General features: G+C 48.1%; 15 protein-coding genes. 6 read left to right on the top strand and 9 right to left on the bottom strand.

All coding sequences use genetic code 11. The features are described 5' to 3' along the window. Positions 1-2: 2 nt before the first annotated feature. A complete protein-coding gene (thiI, locus tag P6910_RS04580) occupies positions 3-1,463 on the bottom strand; it encodes a tRNA uracil 4-sulfurtransferase ThiI (RefSeq protein ID WP_317145106.1) in 1,461 nt (486 codons plus the stop codon). Between the two features lie 588 nt (positions 1,464-2,051). Here thiI and glnA point away from each other — a divergent pair. The 6 genes from glnA (at position 2,052) to P6910_RS04550 (ending at position 8,572) form a co-directional block, all read left to right on the top strand. Further along, positions 2,052-3,455: a glutamate--ammonia ligase gene (gene glnA / locus P6910_RS04575; RefSeq protein ID WP_317145105.1), complete on the top strand. Its 1,404-nt coding sequence runs from the start codon at positions 2,052-2,054 to the stop codon at positions 3,453-3,455. Between the two features lie 221 nt (positions 3,456-3,676). Further along, positions 3,677-4,216 carry a DUF4124 domain-containing protein gene (locus P6910_RS04570; protein ID WP_317145104.1) on the top strand — a complete coding sequence of 180 codons (540 nt, stop codon included), beginning with the start codon at positions 3,677-3,679 and terminating at the stop codon, positions 4,214-4,216. 194 nt (positions 4,217-4,410) lie between these two features. Then, positions 4,411-5,517 (top strand): nitrogen regulation protein NR(II), encoded by a 1,107-nt coding sequence (gene glnL / locus P6910_RS04565; protein WP_317145103.1) that lies wholly within the window; start codon positions 4,411-4,413, stop codon positions 5,515-5,517. A gap of 3 nt (positions 5,518-5,520) precedes the next feature. Then, on the top strand, positions 5,521-6,948 hold the full coding sequence (gene ntrC / locus P6910_RS04560; RefSeq protein ID WP_317145102.1) for a nitrogen regulation protein NR(I): 1,428 nt from the start codon (positions 5,521-5,523) through the stop codon (positions 6,946-6,948). Between the two features lie 167 nt (positions 6,949-7,115). Further along, positions 7,116-7,670: a hypothetical protein gene (locus tag P6910_RS04555; RefSeq protein WP_317145101.1), complete on the top strand. Its 555-nt coding sequence runs from the start codon at positions 7,116-7,118 to the stop codon at positions 7,668-7,670. Between the two features lie 152 nt (positions 7,671-7,822). Further along, a complete protein-coding gene (locus P6910_RS04550; RefSeq protein ID WP_317145100.1) occupies positions 7,823-8,572 on the top strand; it encodes a molecular chaperone in 750 nt (249 codons plus the stop codon). Position 8,573: 1 nt separating this feature from the next. Here P6910_RS04550 and P6910_RS04545 read toward each other — a convergent pair whose 3' ends face one another. From P6910_RS04545 to P6910_RS04510, 8 genes are all read right to left on the bottom strand, one after another. Next, positions 8,574-9,476 (bottom strand): hypothetical protein, encoded by a 903-nt coding sequence (locus tag P6910_RS04545; RefSeq protein WP_317145099.1) that lies wholly within the window; start codon positions 9,474-9,476, stop codon positions 8,574-8,576. A gap of 84 nt (positions 9,477-9,560) precedes the next feature. Beyond that, entirely contained in the window at positions 9,561-12,005 is a 2,445-nt protein-coding gene (locus tag P6910_RS04540; RefSeq protein ID WP_317145098.1) for a TcfC E-set like domain-containing protein, read from the bottom strand. Positions 12,006-12,223: 218 nt separating this feature from the next. After that, on the bottom strand, positions 12,224-12,637 hold the full coding sequence (locus P6910_RS04535) for a hypothetical protein (protein WP_317145097.1): 414 nt from the start codon (positions 12,635-12,637) through the stop codon (positions 12,224-12,226). Between the two features lie 503 nt (positions 12,638-13,140). Then, positions 13,141-14,043 (bottom strand): hypothetical protein, encoded by a 903-nt coding sequence (locus tag P6910_RS04530; protein WP_317145096.1) that lies wholly within the window; start codon positions 14,041-14,043, stop codon positions 13,141-13,143. Between the two features lie 25 nt (positions 14,044-14,068). Continuing rightward, entirely contained in the window at positions 14,069-14,836 is a 768-nt protein-coding gene (locus tag P6910_RS04525; RefSeq protein WP_317145095.1) for a hypothetical protein, read from the bottom strand. Positions 14,837-15,133: 297 nt separating this feature from the next. Beyond that, entirely contained in the window at positions 15,134-17,623 is a 2,490-nt protein-coding gene (locus tag P6910_RS04520; protein ID WP_317145094.1) for a TcfC E-set like domain-containing protein, read from the bottom strand. Between the two features lie 136 nt (positions 17,624-17,759). Continuing rightward, positions 17,760-18,314, bottom strand: a complete 555-nt coding sequence (locus P6910_RS04515) for a hypothetical protein (protein ID WP_317145093.1) — start codon at positions 18,312-18,314, stop codon at positions 17,760-17,762. 453 nt (positions 18,315-18,767) lie between these two features. Then, complete coding sequence (locus tag P6910_RS04510) at positions 18,768-19,028, bottom strand: type II toxin-antitoxin system ParD family antitoxin (protein WP_317145092.1); 261 nt, start codon at positions 19,026-19,028, stop codon at positions 18,768-18,770. Positions 19,029-19,142: the final 114 nt, after the last annotated feature.

Below are 19,142 nucleotides of genomic sequence, written 5' to 3'. Positions count from 1 at the left end.
GGTTACTTTTTCCCTGGGTTGTAAACGCCGACATTCTCATGCCCTTCGTCGCGTAGGTGCATGGCGTGCAACTGACTCATCACCCCTTTTTCGCAGTAGAGCAGGTAGTGCTTATCTTTATCCAGTTCAGCAAATTTTGTCCTGAGCTGATAGAAAGGAATCGTTAGCACTTCTCGGTCAGCAAGATCAAAGGGCTTGATCTCTTCTTCATCCGGATGGCGGATATCAACAACAATGTCGTTTTGTTCCGCGGTCTCAAACACCTCAACTTCTTCACGAGTCAGGTCATCCGCAATGATATCAGAAACGGAAACCTTACGACGATCGACAACCGCTGCATCCAGAATGGAGAAATCAAAACGGGCTTCTTCTGCTGCAATTTTTTCCGGCTTGGCTCTGGTAGTCGGATTTTTCGAGATCACCGCACAGTACTCGGGTATATTTTTTACCAATTCCTCCGAACCGATCCTGACTGAGATATCAATGATGTCCTGCTTGTCCATGGCAATAAGCGGACGCAAAACCAGATGATCGGTAGCCGAATCAATAACCGCCAAGTTGGTGAGTGTCTGGCTGGAAACCTGAGCAACGGCTTCTCCGGTGACCAGGGCTTCAACATACATCTCTTTTGCCACCCGGGCTGCAGCTCTCAACATCATCCGCTTGAGAACAACGCCCATCTGGGAGTTATCCACCTTGGTCAGAATCTCTTCGACAACCCCTTCAAAAGGAACCGTAACAAAGTTGACATTATGAGAAGAGCCAAAGCGGCTCCAGAGATAATAAGCCACCTCTTTCACTGCCAGCTCATGGGCATGACCACCCAGATTGAAGAAACAGAAGTGGGTTCTGATGCCCCGTTTCATGGTCAGGAAACTGGAAACCGTCGAGTCAAAACCGCCAGAGATCAGAGATAATACGGGCTCCATAGAACCCAATGGGTAGCCACCCAGCCCGTTACCACGGTTCGTTACCAGAAAATAACGATCGCCCTTGATTTCAATTTTTACAACAACGTCAGGATTTTTGAGCTTAACACCCGCCGCTTCAGTTCGGGTATTCAGGCCACCACCCACGTATCGCTCCACATCAATAGACTGAAAGTCATGTTTACCTGAGCGTTGACAGGTAACCCGGAAGGTTTTCCCGGCCAACAACTCACGATTGACTGCCAGAGCATTATGTAGAATGTCATCCAGATCTGTCAGCGTATACTCAACCACCTGTTGCCAGTATGCGATGCCGGGAATATGGCTCAACAGATCAGAGACCTGAGCTACCAACTGAGGATCATCATGACAAGTGGCCAGCTCGATAAAATCCCAGGTACCAGCCACCTCAACGTCTTCATCAACCCGTTTGAGAATGGTACGAATATTCTTGCGCAGCTGCTTGATAAAACGTTTTCTCACCGGAGGCGTTTTAATGGTAATTTCAGGAAACAGCTTGATGATGAACTTCATAGAATTGTATGTCCGGTGCCCTCCCATCAGAAAAATGTCACCACAGAAAAGTGCCACTGCAAGTCAGGAAAAGAACCCGGTCCAGATGCCAGTTAGGAAAATTAAGAAACGAATCCATACAATTATACAGAAGACTCCCGGACACCGGTAACCCCGGCTGGCAGCAGACAATTCGCCCAAACAGTCCGTAAAGACCACATGGCTGTTAGTAGTCTCTGCAGATTCACGCTACACTGGGCTCCGCTTGGGAATGGTTTTGAGGATATGTAACGGGCAGGCGCACCAAACCGAAACACTCTCAAAGTTTGGCGCACTATTTTTGTGCATCCATTCGATTTAATGAGATTCTTTTCGGTGCAACCACCTGCAATCGGCTTATACTCAGGCATGGTCACGTTATAGAACTCAGCAAAATCAACCGGTTTTAGATACTGGCACAGAAATTGCTGAGACGGTGTCGGCACAGCCGCCAATGCGGCACAATACGACTGAATGTTGGTAAACCGCCATACCGATTGACAAGTCTCTGGCTTCACAATCGACCTGCGGTGCTCAACGAGAGCTATAAGTCCTCTGGAGGAATAATAAATGTCCAAGACCCTGAATTTGATCAAGGATCACGATGTAAAATGGGTTGACCTTCGTTTTACCGATACCCGTGGTAAAGAACAGCACGTCTCCCTGCCGGTCGGCGAAGTCGATGCCGAGTTCTTCGAGCTGGGTAAAATGTTCGACGGTTCCTCCATTGCTGGCTGGAAAGGCATCAACGAATCCGACATGATCCTGATGCCCGATGACAACAGCTCCGTCATCGATCCTTTTACTGACGAAACTACTCTGAACATTCGTTGCGACATCATCGAGCCTTCAACCATGCAGGGCTACGAGCGTGACCCACGCTCTGTTGCCAAGCGTGCTGAAGAATACCTGAAGTCTACCGGTATTGCTGACACAGCTTTCTTTGGTCCGGAGCCGGAATTCTTCGTATTTGACGATGTTAAGTGGAACGTTGACATTTCCGGTGCTTCGTACCAAATCAACTCTGAAGAAGCGGCCTGGTCTTCCAGCAAGTCTTTCGAAGGTGGCAATATCGGCCACCGGCCAAAGGTTAAAGGCGGTTACTTCCCGGTTCCTCCCGTCGACTCCCTGCACGATATTCGTGCCGCCATGTGCACAGCGATGGAAGCTCAGGGCCTGGGCGTTGAAGTACATCACCACGAAGTAGGCACCGCGGGCCAGTGTGAAATCGGTGTTAAATTCAACACCATGGTAGCCAAGGCTGACGAAGTTCAGATCCTGAAATACGCCGTGCACAATGTTGCTCACGCTTACGGTAAAACTGCGACCTTCATGCCCAAGCCTCTGGTAGGCGATAACGGCAGTGGTATGCATGTTCACATGTCCCTGAGCAAAGATGGCGAAAACCTGTTTGCCGGCGATGGCTATGCCGGTCTGAGCGAAAACGCTTTGTACTACATTGGTGGTGTCATTAAGCATGCTAAAGCGATTAACGCTTTTGCCAATGCTTCCACTAACTCTTACAAGCGTCTGATCCCGGGCTTTGAAGCACCTGTTATGCTGGCTTACTCTGCCCGTAACCGTTCTGCTTCCATCCGCATTCCTTACGTAAACAGCCCTAAAGCCCGTCGTGTAGAAGTTCGCTTCCCTGACCCAACGGCTAACCCATACCTGGCGTTTGCTGCTCTGTTGATGGCTGGCCTGGATGGCATCAAGAACAAGATCCACCCCGGTGACGCTGCTGACAAAGACCTTTACGACCTGCCTGCAGAAGAAGCGGCGGAAATCCCGACCGTTGCAGAAAGCTTCGAAGAAGCTCTGGCCGCCCTGGATGCCGACCGTGAATTCCTGACTACCGGCGGTGTATTCACTAACGACATGATCGACGCTTACATTGAGCTGAAGAAAGAAGAGTGTGTTCAGGTGAGCCAGACCACTCACCCAGCTGAGTTCGACCTTTACTACAGCGTGTAAACAAATAGGACAGGCACTGCTCCTGTCATATAAGCTCCAAAAGTCCGAATGCCGGAGTGTCTATCGCCACGGATAGCACTCCGGCTGTTATTCAAGTCACTCTATTTCATATCCCGAATACTCGCTTTAAACGCCTTTCATCGCCCTTTCTTGACCACACTGATGCAAACAAGTGCGCTCTACAGTACTCTAGGAGAATCCGGAATCAGCCTTAGATCAACATGAAAAGAATAATATTTATTTTATTGCTGGCCCTCCCCCTGCCTGGACAGGCCTCTGAAATTTATAAAACGGTCGACAAGAATGGCAATGTCATATTCACTGACAGCCCTGGCACCCATAAAAAGGCCGAGCCGGTAGAACTCACTCCCATTACCAGCATACCTTCTACCCAGACAACAGGTCGCTCGTCCATCAAACCGCTGGATGACCACAAAGAAGACATTTATCCAGTCTTCACGATTACCGAACCTGCCAATGATTCAACCGTCAGAGATAATGGCAACTTCACCGTTAAGGTCAGCCTGAAACCAAGACTGGTAACAGGTCACACTTTGTCCTTGTCAGTCGATGGCGTTCAGCAGGGAAAACCCCAGAGAAACACTCAATTCAGGCTGAAAAATGTCGATCGAGGTACTCACCAGTTATCAGTGACCATTCTTGACCGTAAAGGCAAAACCTTAAAAACCGTCAAAAGCACTGTGCATGTGCAGAGAATGGTTTTCAGACCTCCCACACCGGTTCCAACACCAGCCCTCTGAGCCTATTGATCGCACTGTGTTGGTGCATTTTGATAAACTGACTTACAATTTCGAGTCTCGCGACTCTTTTCAGTAGAGCGATCTGATGCAAAAAGGTCACACACTGAAAGAGATTGGCAACAGTTGGTTCAATTCTTGCGTTATGTTTTATCAGACAATGAAATAACAACCACCACTTATCCAGGTGTCAGTCGGTGATCAATGAATTTGTACTGGAAAATCTAAACACGGCCATTATTGCTCTGGATCAAGAGCTTCGTGTCTCTTTCATCAACCATGCTGCTGAAGCACTCCTGGACATCAGCGAAAAGAGCGGTCTGCAATTGCCCCCGCCACAGTCGCTTGACCATGGCTCCATGATGAAAGATCTGCAGCGTGCCCTGGAGCAGAACCAGCAATTTACCCGCAGAGAGTCAGAAATAGTGATTCATGGAACCCCGGTACTGGTTGATTACACCATCACTCCCGTGGAAAACCAGCACGCCTGCCTGCTGATAGAGATTCACCCAAGAGACAGGTTGCAACGAATCACTCGTGAAGAATCTCTGATTGCCAAGCAGGAAACCTCACGTATTCTTGCCCGTGGACTCGCCCATGAAATCAAGAATCCTCTGGGAGGTATAAGAGGCGCAGCCCAGCTGTTGGATAAACAACTGGATGACAAAGAGCTCAGTGAGTTCACACAGATCATCATTGAGGAGGCGGACAGACTCAGAGACCTGGTTGACCAGATGCTCGGCCCCATCAAGCCCCCGAGCATGAACAGTCTGAATATACATGAGGTGCTGGAAAGGGTTATCCAGCTGATACACGCAGAAACCGGTGGTCAGCTGTCTATTGTGAAAGATTATGACCCCAGTATTCCCGATCTTCCTGCAGACAGGGAGCGGCTGATTCAAGCCATCCTCAACCTGGTGCGTAACGCCATGCAGGCCATAGAACAGCACATGCCTTTGAGTGATGGTCAAATACACATACAAAGTCGCATATCCAGACAGTTCACCATTGGCAATCAACGACGGAAGCTCGTTTGTCGTCTATCCATTATTGACAATGGTCCCGGTATTCCTGAGCACCTTAAGGAAAATATTTTTTACCCCATGATTAGTGGTCGAGCAGAAGGAACCGGCCTCGGGCTACCCATGGCCCAGTACATTATCAGCCAGCATCAGGGGTTAATTGAATGTGACAGCAAACCAGGGCAGACCTGCTTTCACGTCTATCTCCCGCTAACGATTAATCAGCCTTCATCCCAACCGTCTTACATCAGGCAGTCTTCAGCGGATAAACAACAGGAGTAATTAATGGGTATGGACTCTAAAGTCTGGATTATTGATGATGATCGCTCTATCCGCTGGGTGCTCGAAAAGGCACTGGCCGGAGAGCAGATCGAGGCCGATGTCTTTGACTCTGCCGACAAGGCTCTGCGGGAACTGCAATACTCTCAGCCTGAAGCCATTATCAGCGATGTCAGAATGCCCGGCACCAATGGACTGGAATTTCTCAAGGAAGTCCACGAAACCTACCCGGATCTGCCTGTCATCATTATGACCGCCCACTCAGATCTTGAAAGCGCTGTCTCTTCCTATCAGGGTGGCGCTTTTGAATACCTTCCCAAACCCTTTGATATAGACGATGCCGTTTCACTGGCCAAACGTGCCATTGAACATAGCTGCCAGAAAAAGACAGAACAGGTGATTGAGGCGGTTGATAATGGCACAGAGATTATCGGTGAAGCACCTGCCATGCAGGAAGTCTTCCGTGCCATTGGCAGGCTATCGCAGTCCAATATTACTGTACTCATCAATGGTGAATCTGGCACAGGTAAAGAACTGGTTGCCCAGGCACTGCACAAGCACAGCCCCAGAGCCAATAATCCTTTTATTGCCCTGAATATGGCAGCCATACCCAGGGACCTGATTGAATCAGAACTCTTTGGCCATGAAAAAGGGGCATTCACCGGTGCCGGTGCCATGCGCAAGGGGCGCTTTGAACAGTCTCAGAACGGCACACTGTTTCTTGATGAAATAGGAGATATGCCCGCAGAAACACAAACCCGTCTACTTCGGGTGCTTGCAGACGGTGAGTTCTATCGGGTGGGTGGTCATACTCCGGTAAAAGTCGATGTCCGCATTATTGCAGCCACTCACCAGAATCTCGAAAAGCTGGTTGAGGAAGGCTCATTTCGTGAAGACTTATTCCATCGACTCAATGTGATTCGTGTTCACCTGCCAAGACTCAGAGAGCGATCAGAAGATATCCCCGTTCTGGCGAGACATTTCCTGGACAGGGCCGCCAAAGAACTGAACGTTGAACCCAAAGTGCTCACTCAGGAAACGGCGAAATTTATTGCCAGTCTGGAATGGCCCGGTAATGTCAGGCAGCTGGAGAATACCTGTCGCTGGCTGACGGTGATGGCTTCAGGACGCGAAGTGCTGATCTCTGACCTTCCACCTGAACTCTTGAGCCAGCCCGACAGTGGCCCGGTCACTCACCCGTCAGGCAACTGGGAGCAACAGCTTCGTCTCTGGGTAGACAGAGAGCTTGCAGCAGGTCACAGCAGCATTCTGGACAAAGCTATCCCGGCTTTTGAAAAGATCATGATTGAATCAGCCCTGCAACACACAGGAGGCCGAAAAAGAGATGCGTCCGAGCTACTAGGCTGGGGCAGAAATACCCTCACCCGCAAAATGAAAGAGCTGAAAATGTCCGACAAAGCTTTGACAGAATAACGTTTATGGAATCGGGGGGGAGCCGTTTCTCTGACGGTATCCCTCCTTTAGACACATCAACATGCCCGAATATCTTGCACTACCACCCGATAAACTGTCCTGCCAAACAAGTCTCTGAGAATTTCTATACTCCACTTAAGTAACACCAGACAGGAAGTAGGTGTAATATGAAACTCTCAGCAATGGTCTGCAGAGGCTTGGTCGCCTCGTTAGTTATTCTCATCACGTCTTCGAGTTATTCTGCGCAGCAGGGCAGTATTGGGAAAACCTCCACAGGTTCTTTCGGTATTCGTCTGGTTATAAAGCCTAACTTACAAGCCTCCATAGCAACTCCGTCCACATCACAAGCGGATGACACGAACCCAAACGCTGCCAACCTTAATGACGCAACTTCAACCGTTGCCAAATTCAATGAGGTGGAGCCTATTTGCATCAGGGGTACGGGAATTAATCAGTACTCTGTTGTCACAGAAGGTTCAGGAACAGGTGGCTCCTATGCGCTCACAAATGATCAAAGTTCCTATAACTATGAAGTCGACCTCTGGTCTTCTAAACGCGAAGCCCAGGCCCTTAACAGTGGACAGAACAGTAACCCGATCAATGCACTGCCACGCAGCTCAGACTGTAATAACAGTGAAACGGGTTTTATGGTGAAACTACCTCAAGACGTGGCTCAGCAGCCTCTTGAAGGTGAGCTAAACTTGATCATCAATGCCGAATAGGACGCTTTATCAAAGGCTGTTTACCACAGGCGATAGTACCCGTAGAATGAAGGCCGAGGACTATTGCCTGATATTCAAACTCTGGTTCCCGTACTTTTAGACCCTGTGGGTCAGAGCCGGGAACCCGTCGTGATGAAAAAGAGATCACTCCAGTGACTGGATCAGATTACAGAAACACAAGGGCTCAACAGATGCGGTCATGGCTTAAGCTTTGTCGCCTGTCGCTATTATTGGCTTTGGCACCTCTGGCTATAACCATCAATGCCTACGGCGCAATGTCTCTGGATAAAATGATTGTTTATTTCGAGCCGAACAAATCCCCTCGTCAGGACATAGTCGTTACCAATCCGGATAAGGAAAACCTTTATCTACAGACTGAGGTCTACAAAGTCGTTAATCCCGGTACCAAACAGGAAGAAAGGGTTCGTATCACCGACCCTTCCGAGCTGAAATTACTCAGCACGCCACAGAAAACCATCGTCGCTCCCAACAGCCGAAAAACCGTTCGACTGGTCAGCCTTGAGACACCGAAAACAGTAGAGTCAGTCTATAGAGTAACCTTCAAACCCGTCGTCGGTGATCTGGAAGCCACCCAGAATGCTATTAAACTGCTGATTGCATACCAGGCTCTGGTCTTTGTTCGCCCGGAAAATCCGCAATACAAAGTGACATCCAGACGAGAGAAAGACTCAATCACTTTCACCAACAGTGGCAACGTTAATGTGGTATTGCGCAATGGACAATTTTGCTCAGCACAGAAAGGCAAACGTCAGTGTTCTGATATTGATGAGGTTAAACGACTGTATGCTGGTCAGAGCTGGACACTGAAAATTCCCAGCAGCAAAACCGAAGTGGAATACGGTTTGTTCAATGGCAGCACAGAGGAAAGGAAAAAGTTCTAACTTATAGAACGGTTACCGTCACCGTTACCGTGTCTTCATAGATGCCGGGCTCAAGTCCGGATACTTCTGACGGAGGTACGGTAACCTCAAACTTCATATTGGAGCCACCACCACAATACTGCTGAGTAGAACCCTTCCAGGGCTGCCCGTCCACTCCCGGCGTCAGGGTTTCCAGAGAGCCCCCCTGCCCTACTCTTAACTGATAACCCACCCGACCTGATAATAGAAAAGTACTACTGAGTCCCGTCGCCCTGACCTTGAAGTCAGATCCACTTTGAGTGTAAACACAAAAATCCATATTACCCTTAAGACTCTTGTCACTGAGTGCCATGTCTTTCAGGCCACTGATCTGGATGCGATCAGGAATATTCAGATCAAAGATAAGGTCACTATTATCTCTGTAAGGGATTAAACCACCACTTTCCATACCTTTGAGCTTTAATGTCGCCTTATAACTTCCGGGTTGACGCCCTTCTAAATCAATAGCATTCACCTTAACAGATACTTTCCCTCCTACCCGTCGCCAAGTCCTTGGAGTCAGGAATGTCGAACTCGTATCTGGAATATTACTGCCATCTTTTAGCAACAATGAATTTATCCCCTGCTCAAAGACCACCCGTGACATTTCTATAGAAGGAGCGCTCCCTGAAGAGATGAAATCAAAATCGGTAGCTTCAATGGTGTAATCTTCAGCTCGCCGATACCAGCCACAACCAGGAAAGCGCGACCCAAGACCAACACCATGGCAAGACTGCAACTGCAAAGGTAGGTCGATATCAACATCTCCACCGGTCCAGGTAATAGGCAGCGCAACATATTGCGGCTGACCAAAAACGAAATAGCCTGAAGCTGTGTTAGCTAATGTCAGTGCAATTAGCGCAAGTATTCCTCTGAGAAACATCATAAGAAAACAACATCTGTTCTTATCTTGACTGGACCTTAACTCTAACCATCATAATATCTCCGTATGACCAAGTATTACTGATGCTCAGCCGCTGTCCCGTTCACCATTGGTCAACTGGCCTGACAGCTTGGGAACGCAATCATACCCGGAAAGATCCACGGTTCCCATTCTGAGTATGTATTGCTTATCATCCGGTTCAACGGGCACAGTGCATTGCCAACCATTCTCCAGTTCAACCCTCAACTCATGAATATCTGAACGGGCTTCTATCTGGAACATGCCAATATCGTCAGTGCTGGACGGATAAAGTCCTCCGATAATCCGGGCTCTGTCCAGAGGCTCACCCTTCATTAACAAACGACCAAAGAGCAGTTTCAGGGGGATAGCCTTATAGTCCAGTGTCACGACATTTCCGGGATACAGGGTGATTCGGCGCTCACGCTCATCAAAGCTGTACAGGGTGTCTCCTGAAGGCGACAGGGTAACGGTATATTGCTCAAATGGCGCCAGCGGGATCACCGAAGGTCTGTCCGCCACGGCATAACCTCTTTTATGACCATCAATGGTTACATCAAACACGTCGCCTTCACGACCTTCCAGATTGACTACCAGGGCACTTTCTGCCAACTGCTCCCCACCCATGGCCACAACATTGCCATCGGTCAGGAAGCTGGTACTGAAACTGCCGTTATAATTAGTAATCTGGTTATCCTCTGTTGAGCTATGGTTAACTGTCAATGCGGCTTTGCCAAACCGGTTACCGTATTGCAAGACACCATCGAGTCTTCGTTCGCCACTGCCCGCTTCTGCAGAGACAGTAGAAGTCAGCTGACCATCATAAAGATCACCGTCATCCCAGGAAACTGACAGTCTCAATTTTTCTGTTCTGTCTTCTATGCCGTCAGTCTTCTGAACCTCAGCCCTGGGGTTAACCCGGAAAGTCCACCGATCCTCACGATATCTCCACTCCACACTCAACAACGCCACAGAGTTACCTTCTGACTCACTCACACTGAAAGTAACGTTTGTATCGTAATCCAGCGTTCTGAAAACTGTCGCGGTGTAACTCAATCCGTGGGTTTCCGTTCTGGCAGCGTTATTATTTCTATTGCTGCTGAACCGATAATTGGCACTACCTCTCCAGAGAGGTGCAGAAACAGAAAAATTGCTTTGCTCAAAAGCATCACCGATCAGTGCCGGGCGATCAGGATTTTCTACTTCGCTATCGTCTCTCCAGAGTCGACGATAACTGCCGAAGAGAGAGACGTTGCCCAACCACACCTGGCCTGTCAGGGCCGTACCATAACTACCATTATCCGCCAGCATCACCGAAGGCGATAACTGATAACGATAACCCAACTTAAACAGACCCAGTTCAAGCAATGAAGTGTCTAAAGTCGCGGCGGCAGAGAGAGTCCCCGCCAGAGTATCAAAAATTCTTCGACTGACACCGGCCCGTGTCAACCACTGCTGGGTGCTATCAGGCAGAACCCCATCAAAAACCGATGTCATCACACGCCCCGTCTCAGCAAAAAGCAGCCATTCACCTTCAGGGGGTAGTTGAAACTGCTTGGCAAAAAAACGGGTTTCCTCAGACAGCAGGCTACCCTGCTCATCCAGAATCCGGATGTCTATATCATAGGCCCCCGTGGGAAAAGTGGTGGTATTCAGAGCCTGAAGACCGGCTTCCAGGAAATAAGAGGCAATCAGTCGTCCATCTTTTCTGACTTCAACCCTGCCCCTGAGCGGCATAAAGATATCAATCGGCATACCGCCACTGAAATCGGTGTCGTCTCTGGTGTTATCAGAACTCCGAAATCGAGCTCCAACAAGAGGCTGATCGGACGTAAAATTCAGGCCAAACCCCTGACTTGAAAGTAAGCCAAGATCGTATTCAAAGCCTTCAAAATCCCTCTGACCGTAGAGCTGATTGACCGAGAAGTCTTGAGACTCTGAATAGTCCCAACTCCAGAGCACACTGTTTTCACGATAAGACAACAGCGTCAGACCATACAAAGTGTAGTCACTGCTATTAGCGTCATCAGATGTACCGGTGGCGACTGCCGCAAAGTTCTGCATCATGGCAAAGCCCGAGTCAGAGGGAGGTAGGTATTTCCTGACATCGGCAGCTCGGGTTAACAGGAAACGGGGATTAACAAACACATCAACCCGGAAGCGGGATTCATCAAAAATCACACCGGCAACAGGAGGATTAAGAACACCGCAATCCCTGGTGACATTGGGCGGACAGATTGCCTCAGTATGGGTATTGAGCTCGCCCGATAAAGCCGAAGCCAAAAAAGCAGGATCATTCACCGAACCGATCAGGCGGACCACATCATTAACATTAGAAAGGCTAATTTTACCGGGTTGGAAGGTGGCCAGCTGGGAAGTTAAGTAGCGTTTACCGTAATAGATATCGACCACTGACTTCTGTGGCTCACTCAGCGTCTCAAAACCCGCTGGGACTTTATTCTGGGCAAGAAAAAACGTCTGACTGGCCATAGCTTTCGAGCAGATAAAAACCATGGGCAATGCAATACATAAAATGTCAATGCATTTCCACCTTATCATAGCCCGGGGCAATCCTTTTTGTTACCGCTCTGATGCTTAAACAAAAGACAGTGGTAATTTGTAGCGCAGACTGGCTCAGAACTGTTAACCATAGCTACTTTAGTATTTTTCAGGAAGCCAGCGAATATGCGGGGGACAAATTAGCTGGTTATCTGGGAATAGACAGTTAAAAATTACTTAGATGAAACCACCACTGTAACTGTGTCTGAGTACGAACCTGTAGCCTTGCCGGTGTAATCCGCTTCTTTAATATCTACAGTAATTTTAGAGTCAAGAGCAGGGCTGCAAGTCTTACCGCCAATGGGGCCATCTATTGAAAAATCTCCCGCTGCAACACCTGGCCCCAGATGGCCAGACCCCCAAGCCCCCCAAACTAGATCTGTTAAACCTTTCTGAGAATAGGTCAGAGTATAAGGGATCCCGTCCGCTGCTGGAGCTGATCCTGCAGCCAATTTGAACTCATTGGCGGTGTCCAGGCTGACTTCATACCGTTCAACATTTGAATCAACACAAGAGGGAGTAGAACCTTTAAGATCACCCGTTGCAGCAGTGTTGAAAGTTATGTCCTCCAGAGCAAAGAGCTGCATTAAGACATTCCTTACAAGAAGAACCTGAAATTTACCGGTAGATGAGTCTATAGTAGGGCTCGGTGGGTTCTCAGCCGCCTGAAGCCCGAAAAAGGCCAGCCCCGCGGATAGCGCAAAAGCTATAGCTACTTCTTTAACTCCATCACTTACCCCTCTATAGCACCACTTCGCGACCTGTTTCTCCTGTGAGTATCAGGCTCTTCAGGACACTCTGATCTCTAAGTCTGTTTACAGGTCCCACTCAGGGCAGTATGGCATATAAACAGAAAAACGCAGGCTCAATTCATGAATTAAACTTTGTCGTTTACCTAAATTATTAAAAAATAAGTTATTACGGAATGGACAATTCTGCACGGGACAGAATGAAAAAAGTCAGTGTTATTATAATTGATGAGATTAAACGACTCTATGCCGGGTAGAATAAGGCATTGAACATCCCCGGCAGCAAAACCGAAGTCGAATACAATTTGTTCAAACGCAGCTCGGAAGAGAGAAGTTATAACTTATAGAACCGACACCGTCACCGTTACCGTATCTTTATAGACGCCGGGCTGAAGTCCGGATATTTCCGATGAAGGTACTGTAACTTCAAGATCCATATTGGAGCCGCCGCCACAATACTGCTGAGTAGAACCGTTCCACGGCTGCCCATCCACTCCCGGCACCAGAGTTTCCATAGAGCCTCCTTGCCCTACTCTTAACTGATAACCTACCTGACCGGATAAAAGAAAATCATTATTCAGCCCGGTTGCTCTGACAGTGAAATCAGATCCGCTTTGAGTGTAAACACAAAAATCTATATCACCCTGAAGACTCTGATCAGTCAGTGCCACGTCTTCCAAGCCACTGATCTGGATGCGATCAGGAATGTTCAGATCAAAGATGAGATCGCTGTTATCGGTATAAGGTATAAAGCCACCACTCTCCATGCCTTTAAGCTTTATTACCGCCTGATAATTACCGGGTTGACGCCCCTGTAACTCGATAGCATTCACCGTGACCGATACGTTCCCATCCACCTGCCTCCAAGTCCCTGGATCTAAAAATGTCGAACCCGTATCGGGAACATTGCTGCCATCTTTTAGCAACAGTGAATTGCTCCCCTGCTCAAAGATCACCCGCGACATTTCTATAGAAGGGGCACTCCCTGAAGCGATGAAATCAAAATCAGTCGCTTCAATAGTGTAATCTTCAGCTTGTCGAAACCAGCCACATCGTAAAAAGCCTGATCCAACACCGATACCATTACACGACCGCAACTGCAAAGGCAGATCGATATCGACATCGCCACCGGTCCAGATAACAGGCGGTGCAGTATATTGCTGCTGGCCAAAAACGAAAAAGCCTGCAGCCGTATTAGCTAATGTCAGCGCAGTTAGTGCAAGTATCCCTCTGACATATATCATCAGAAAACAATATCCCTGTTTATTTTTATTGGGCCCTTACTGTAACCGTCATGGTATCGCTGTAAACACCTGAGTCAATATTATCAAGATCCTCTGCTTTGATCCTGACCCTCAACGTCATGTTATCCTGGCCTTCACAATCCTGCTCAGTACTGGCAGTCCAGACTCTATTAGGTCGTTGCCCCTGCCTGCGATAAGTGAGCCAGCTTTCATCGGGGGTTCTGACCCTCATACGATAATTAACGCAATCCGATGCGTTTACACATTGTCCCTGTTTACTCAGCATAAAGTTATTGCCCGGATCACTGCTGCCATCAAAGTCTATAGAGACACCACCGGTGTTACTGAATATACAGACACCAAATTGAGCATCCAGATTATTACCCGACAGGTCATCAGCATCCAAGGCAACATCTTCCAGACCTGATATTTGCACGAACTCAGGTACCACAATCGGAATAGTCACCAGAATGCTGTCCAGATGGCGTGTGTTGTACATATCTTCTCCGGCTACATAGAAGCTGAAGTCGTATGTGCCAGCCTCAAGCTGTTTCAGCCGATTCTGATTAAAGGTAAACGTAAACGAGCCCGTCACTGTGCCATTGGTAGTGGTCTCGAAAAATGAGGAAGAGCTTTCAGAGTGTGTCCATTCTCCGGGTATCAGACTCCCCTGATTTCCACCCTGACTGTATTGGACACTGACCAAAAACTCTGTCAACTCATCCGCCTGATAGCTGTCAGGAACATTGCTCGAAGGGCTCTGGCTGCCAGGATCAGAATCAGAAAGAGCCAACCGATAGTCCTGACCTATACAGCCCGAACTACAATATGCTCTGAATGAGACCGTAAAAGTATAGGTGGGGTTTACATTTCCTGAGGAGACGTTAAGCGGATCAGCGACATAACCAGAGAAATCAAAGAAAGCTTGCGCCCCTGACGAAAAGAGTATCAGTACCGCAAAAAACACCTTGGTAAAATACTTCAATATCAACAATCCCGGGCCTATAAACCACAAGCCTTCTTATTATCAATGACCCTGAACACGGCAAAATTCCACCATCATTTATCTATTTTTTCCTGAAGATCCCGCTCAGGAATCGTCCCGTTTGCCAATGGCCAGCTGACCTTCCAGCTCGGGAACACAATCAGACTCGGAAAGATCCAGGGTGCCCATTCTCAGTATGTATTGCTCATCATCCGGTTCAACAGGTACGGAGCATTGCCAACCATTCTCCAGCTCAATCCTCAATTCGTTAATATCTGAGCGGGCCTCTATCTGGAACATGCCAATATCGTCTGAGCTGGAAGGATACAGCCCTCCGGTTATCCGGGCTCTGTCCAGAGGTTCACCATTCATTAACAGGCGACCAAAGAGCAGTTGCAGGGGAATAGCTTCATAGTCCAATGTCACCACGTTTCCAGGATACAGGGTAAAACGGCGCTCCCGCTCATCAAAACTGTATAGGGTATCTCCTGAAGGCGACAGGGTGACGGTATATTGTTCAAAAGGCGACAGTGTAATCACCGACGGCCTGCCCGCTACGGCATAACCTCGTCTCTGGCCATCAATTCTTACATCAAAAACGTCGCCTTCACGACCTTCCAGATTGACCACCAGAGCACTTTCTGCTCTTTGCTCTCCCCCCATGGCCACGACACTGCCATCGGTCAGGAAGCTGGTACTGAAACTGCCGTTATAGTTAGTAATCCGGTTAGCGTCTGTTGAACTGTGGTTTACCGACAATGCCGCTCTGCCGAAACGGTTACCATACTGCAAAGTGCCATCGAGTCTGCGTTCGCCGCTGCCCGCTTCTGCGGTGACACTGGAAGTCAATTGACCATCAAAAAGATCACCATCGTCCCAGGAGGCTGACAGCCTCATTTTTTCTGTTCTGTCTTTAACGCCGTTATTGTCTTGAACCTCAGCCCTTGGGTTAACCCGGAAATTCCAACGGTCCTGACGGAATCGCCACTCAAAACTGAACAGCGCTACAGTGTTACCTTCTGATTCGCTCAAACTGAACGTCGCGCTGGTGTCGTAATCCAGTGTTCTGAAAACGGTAGCGGTGTAGCTCACCCCGTGGGTTTCTGTTCTGCCATCGCTATTGTTTCTATTGCTGCTGAAACGGTAATTGGCGCTGCCTCTCCAGACAGGCGCGGAAACAGAAAAACTGCTTTGCTCAAAAGCATCACCGATCAGTGATGGGCGATCTGTGTTTTCTTCTTCACTGTCATCTCTCCAGAGTCGACGATAACTGCCATTCAGGGAGACGTCGCCCAGCCAGGTTCTGCCTGTCAGAGTCATACCATAGCTGCCGTTATCCGCTACCATCACCGACGGTGATAACTCATAACGATACCCCAGGTTAAATAGACCCAGTTCAAGCAATGCAGTGTCTAAAGTAGCGGCGGCAGAGAGAGTACCTGCCATAGTATCAAAAATTCTCCGACTCACACCCGCCCGGGTCAGCCACTGCTCGGTGCTTTGAGGCAGTGCCCCATCAAAAACCGATGTCATCACACGCCCCGTTTCGGCAAAAAGCTGCCATTCACCTTCAGGGGGTATTTGATACTGCTTGGAAAAGAAACGGGTTTCCTGAGACTGCAGGTTACCCTGCTCATCCAGAATACTGATTTCTATATCGTAGGCGCCACTGGGAAAATTAGTGGTATTCAGAGCCTGAAGACCGGCTTCGTGGAAATAAGAGGCAATCAGTCGTCCATCTTTTCTGATTTCGACCCTGCCTCTGAGCGGCATAAAGATTTCAACCGGCATACCACCACTGAAATCGGTGTCGTTTCGGGTGTTATTCGAACTCTGAAAGCGGGCTCCCACAAGGGGCTGGTCGGACGTAAAGTTCAGGCCAAACCCCTGACTTGAGAGCAAGCCAAGATTGTATTCAAAGCCTTCATACTCCCTCTGGCCATAAAGCTGATTGACCGAGAACTGCTGTGACTTTGAATAGTCCCAGCTCCACAGCACGCTGTTTTCATAATAAGACAACAGTGTCAGACCATTCAGAGTGTAGTCATTGCCATTAGCGTCTTCAGTATTACCGGTGGCCGCTGCCGAAAAGTTCTGCATCATGGCAAAGCCTGCATCGGATGGCGGCAGGTATTTTCTGACGTCGGCAGCCCGGGTTAACAGGAAACGGGGATTAACAAACACATCGACCCGGAAGCGGGATTCATCAAAAATCACACCGGCAACGGGAGGATTGAGAACACCACAATCCTTCGTGACGTTAGGCGGACAGATAATCTCGGCATGTGTATTCAGTTCGCCCGATAAAGCTGTCGTCAAAAAAGCAGGATCATTCACCGAACCAATCAGGCGAACCACTTCATTAACATTGGAAAGGGTAATTTTACCGGGTTGGAAGGTGGCCAGCTGGGAAGTTAGATAGCGGTTGCCATAGTAGATATCCATCAGCGACTGCTGGGGCTCGCTGAGCGTCTCAAAACCTTCAGGAACTTTATTCTGGGCAAGAAAAAGCGGCTGACTGGCCATAGCTTTCGAGAAAATAAAAACCATGGGCAATGCAATACATAGAATGTCAATGCATTTCCACCTAGTCATGACCCGGGAAAATCCTTTTTGTTACTGCTCTGATTCTTTTACCGTGGGTTGGCTCAGGGCTATTACTCACGGCTGTTTTTTATTTTTTTGGAGAGCCAGCGAAGATACCGGAGTCAACTTCGCTGGCCATGTGGGATTAAATAGCTGAAACCACCACTGTAACCGTATCTGAATAAACACCTACATCTTTACCGGTGTAATCCGATTCCAGTATGTCCACGGTAATTTTAGAGTCCAGAGCAACACTGCACGTGTCACCACCTATTGTGCCATCTCTTGCAAAATCACCCGCTGCATCACCCGAGCTCAGGTTGCTATCACCCCAGATCTGGTCTGTCGCCAAGTTCTGTGAATAGGTCAGCAAATATGGGATATCACCTGATGCAGGGCCCGATCCAGCTATCAATTTGAAATCATTGCTGCTCACCAGGCTGACTTCATATCGTTCAACGTTTGAATCAACACAAGAAGGAGTAGAACCTGAGAGATCACCGGTAGTGCCAGAGTCGGTATCGAAAGTTACGTCGTCCAGGCCGAACAGTTTTACTTGAACATCATTTCTAAGGACAATATCAAAATTGCCAGTAGATGAGTTTGCAGTCGGCCCCGTTGGGTTATCAGCCGCCTGAAGCCCGGAAGAGGCCAGCCCTGCAGACAGTGCTAAAGCCACAGCTACTTTTTTAAATTCCATCACTTTCTCCAATATCTAGAACTAGTCCATTGTCTATTTTTCTTCTAAGCTTCAGGTGCTTTCCGACACCTGTCATAGAAGCCACTTCTCAGGCTTCTTTTGGAACAGCAAGGCAGACATGGAGAATGACAAAAAGAACTAAACAACTACTGTCTTTTTATTATTCTTATGACTGACTTTCCCTGAAACCGATACTTCTTATTTTCTACACGCTTTAGTAAGCAAAAGGCCTACTAATGTACGTATTTTCCGATAAGGTTAACATAAACAATTGCTCACAAAAACACCTATTGGAGATATATTGATCCATGTCAATACCTCATATTCGAAGATTTTGAAAACGGGTATTCCCGCATAAATGTAAGCGGATTCATCAATATAAATTTATATATCAAACTTTTGAGTAGACTTTTTTAGATAAACATTTGTTTTCGGTCGTCAGCGAAATCGCAACTACCCGACATCAGGGCTCCCGTTTAATTCATCAAGCAAACGATCCATATTAAAGTCTTTTACAATCGGGCTGTTGCGACCGGCTTCTATTTTGTCCCGCAGAGCCTGTAAGCTGGCTTCGTGTTCTTGCTTTTCTTTTTCAAAGACTCTGAGTGCTGCCCTAACCGCCTCACCAACAGACTGAAAACGACCCTTTTCTATGAGGTCATTGATGAAGTCTTCGTCATGCTGGCCTAATGTTACCGATGTTGTTCTAGCCATAGCTCCGCACCATTTGTGTTATTAATTAACACACATTACTGCATTCTGGCGATTCTGCTTTCTTTTCTTTCGTTGAGTGGAACGCATAAAACGCCAAACGAGCTTACGGCGATC

The sequence above is a fragment of the Endozoicomonas sp. 8E genome, assembly GCF_032883915.1.
Lineage (GTDB): Bacteria > Pseudomonadota > Gammaproteobacteria > Pseudomonadales > Endozoicomonadaceae > Endozoicomonas_A.
This window is presented reverse-complemented; position numbering and strand designations above follow the sequence as displayed.

What these genes read in the sequence shown, in the direction of transcription:
- glnA (WP_317145105.1), top strand. Translation starts at nt 2,052, where the DNA reads ATGTCCAAGACCCTGAATTTGATCAAGGATCACGATGTAAAATGGGTT.
- P6910_RS04510 (WP_317145092.1), bottom strand. Translation starts at nt 19,028, where the DNA reads ATGGCTAGAACAACATCGGTAACATTAGGCCAGCATGACGAAGACTTC.
- thiI (WP_317145106.1), bottom strand. Translation starts at nt 1,463, where the DNA reads ATGAAGTTCATCATCAAGCTGTTTCCTGAAATTACCATTAAAACGCCT.
- P6910_RS04530 (WP_317145096.1), bottom strand. Translation starts at nt 14,043, where the DNA reads ATGATATATGTCAGAGGGATACTTGCACTAACTGCGCTGACATTAGCT.
- P6910_RS04535 (WP_317145097.1), bottom strand. Translation starts at nt 12,637, where the DNA reads ATGCAGCTCTTTGCTCTGGAGGACATAACTTTCAACACTGCTGCAACG.
- ntrC (WP_317145102.1), top strand. Translation starts at nt 5,521, where the DNA reads ATGGGTATGGACTCTAAAGTCTGGATTATTGATGATGATCGCTCTATC.
- P6910_RS04545 (WP_317145099.1), bottom strand. Translation starts at nt 9,476, where the DNA reads ATGATGTTTCTCAGAGGAATACTTGCGCTAATTGCACTGACATTAGCT.
- P6910_RS04515 (WP_317145093.1), bottom strand. Translation starts at nt 18,314, where the DNA reads ATGGAATTTAAAAAAGTAGCTGTGGCTTTAGCACTGTCTGCAGGGCTG.
- P6910_RS04520 (WP_317145094.1), bottom strand. Translation starts at nt 17,623, where the DNA reads ATGACTAGGTGGAAATGCATTGACATTCTATGTATTGCATTGCCCATG.
- P6910_RS04555 (WP_317145101.1), top strand. Translation starts at nt 7,116, where the DNA reads ATGAAACTCTCAGCAATGGTCTGCAGAGGCTTGGTCGCCTCGTTAGTT.
- P6910_RS04570 (WP_317145104.1), top strand. Translation starts at nt 3,677, where the DNA reads ATGAAAAGAATAATATTTATTTTATTGCTGGCCCTCCCCCTGCCTGGA.
- P6910_RS04540 (WP_317145098.1), bottom strand. Translation starts at nt 12,005, where the DNA reads ATGGTTTTTATCTGCTCGAAAGCTATGGCCAGTCAGACGTTTTTTCTT.